This is a genomic window from Saccharopolyspora sp. 6M (genome assembly GCF_020176775.1).
Lineage (GTDB): Bacteria > Actinomycetota > Actinomycetes > Mycobacteriales > Pseudonocardiaceae > Saccharopolyspora_C > Saccharopolyspora_C gregorii.
In genome coordinates, this window is the sequence record NZ_JAIUJZ010000264.1 from 1 (window position 1) to 1,099 (window position 1,099).

At 73.0% G+C, this 1,099-nt stretch carries 1 protein-coding gene; it reads left to right on the plus strand.

The genetic code is table 11. The annotated features are described in order from the left end of the window. Nucleotides 1–137 precede the first annotated feature (137 nt). Nucleotides 138–968 (plus strand): undecaprenyl-diphosphate phosphatase, encoded by an 831-nt coding sequence (locus LCD31_RS26870; RefSeq protein ID WP_224962634.1) that lies wholly within the window; start codon nucleotides 138–140, stop codon nucleotides 966–968. The last annotated feature ends 131 nt before the right edge of the window (nucleotides 969–1,099 follow it).

Consider the following 1,099-nt stretch of genomic DNA (forward strand, 5'->3'; position numbering starts at 1 on the left):
CTGGTGGCCGCTGCGGTGGGGCGGGACGGGGCAGGTGCGGGCGGTGATGCAAGATTTGCGCTCAGGACGAGGCGTCGCCCTGGTCGCGGAACCGGTGCGGGCCCGATTCATCTCTCACAGCACTGGAGTGGGTTCAGTTGTCGTGGTTGCAGGCCATGGTGCTCGCCGTGGTCCAGGGTCTGACCGAGTTCCTGCCGATCTCGTCGTCGGGGCACCTGCGGATCGTCTCGGAGTTGTTCTTCGGCGATGACGCGGGCGCCTCGTTCACGGCGGTGACGCAGATCGGTACCGAACTGGCCGTGGTCATCTTCTTCATCAAGGACATCGTCCGGCTGATCGGCACGTGGTTCCGCGGCCTGGTCGACGCCGAGGTGCGGCGCACTCAGGACTACCGGCTGGCGTGGTACGTGATCGTGGGCAGCATCCCGATCGGGGTGCTGGGCCTGCTGTTCCAGGACTACATTCGCGGGGCGCTGCGCAGCCTGTGGGTGACCGGCGCGATGCTGATCGTCTTCGGCGTGCTGCTGGGGCTGGCGGAGCGGTTCGGCAGGCAGCAGCGGGCGCAGGACGGCCTGACGCTGCGCGACGGCGTGCTGATGGGCCTGGCGCAGGCGCTGGCGCTGATCCCCGGGGTGTCGCGCTCCGGTGGCACGATCACCGCCGGGCTGTCGCTGGGGCTGACCCGGCCGACGGCGGTGCGGTTCTCGTTCCTGCTGGCGATCCCGGCGGTGTTCGCGGCCGGGCTCTCGGAGATCCCGCACGTGTTCGAGGGCGGCGGGCCTGGCCTGCAGCCCTCGGGCGTGCAGATGATCGTGGCGACGCTGGTGGCGGGCCTGGTCGGCTACGCGTGCATCGCGTGGCTGCTGCGGTTCGTGGAGCACCACAGCGTGTACCTGTTCGTCTGGTACCGGATCGGGCTGGGCCTGCTGGTGTTCGCGCTGCTCGGGCTCGGCGTCATGCAGCCCTGATCGTGCTCGGCCCCCCGGGGGGCCGGGGGCCCCCCCCCCCGGGCCCCCCCGGGGGGGGGGGGGGGGGGGGGGGGGGGGCGGGGGGGGGGGGGGGCGGGGGGGGCGCGCGCGGGGGGGGCCGGCCGCAGGGG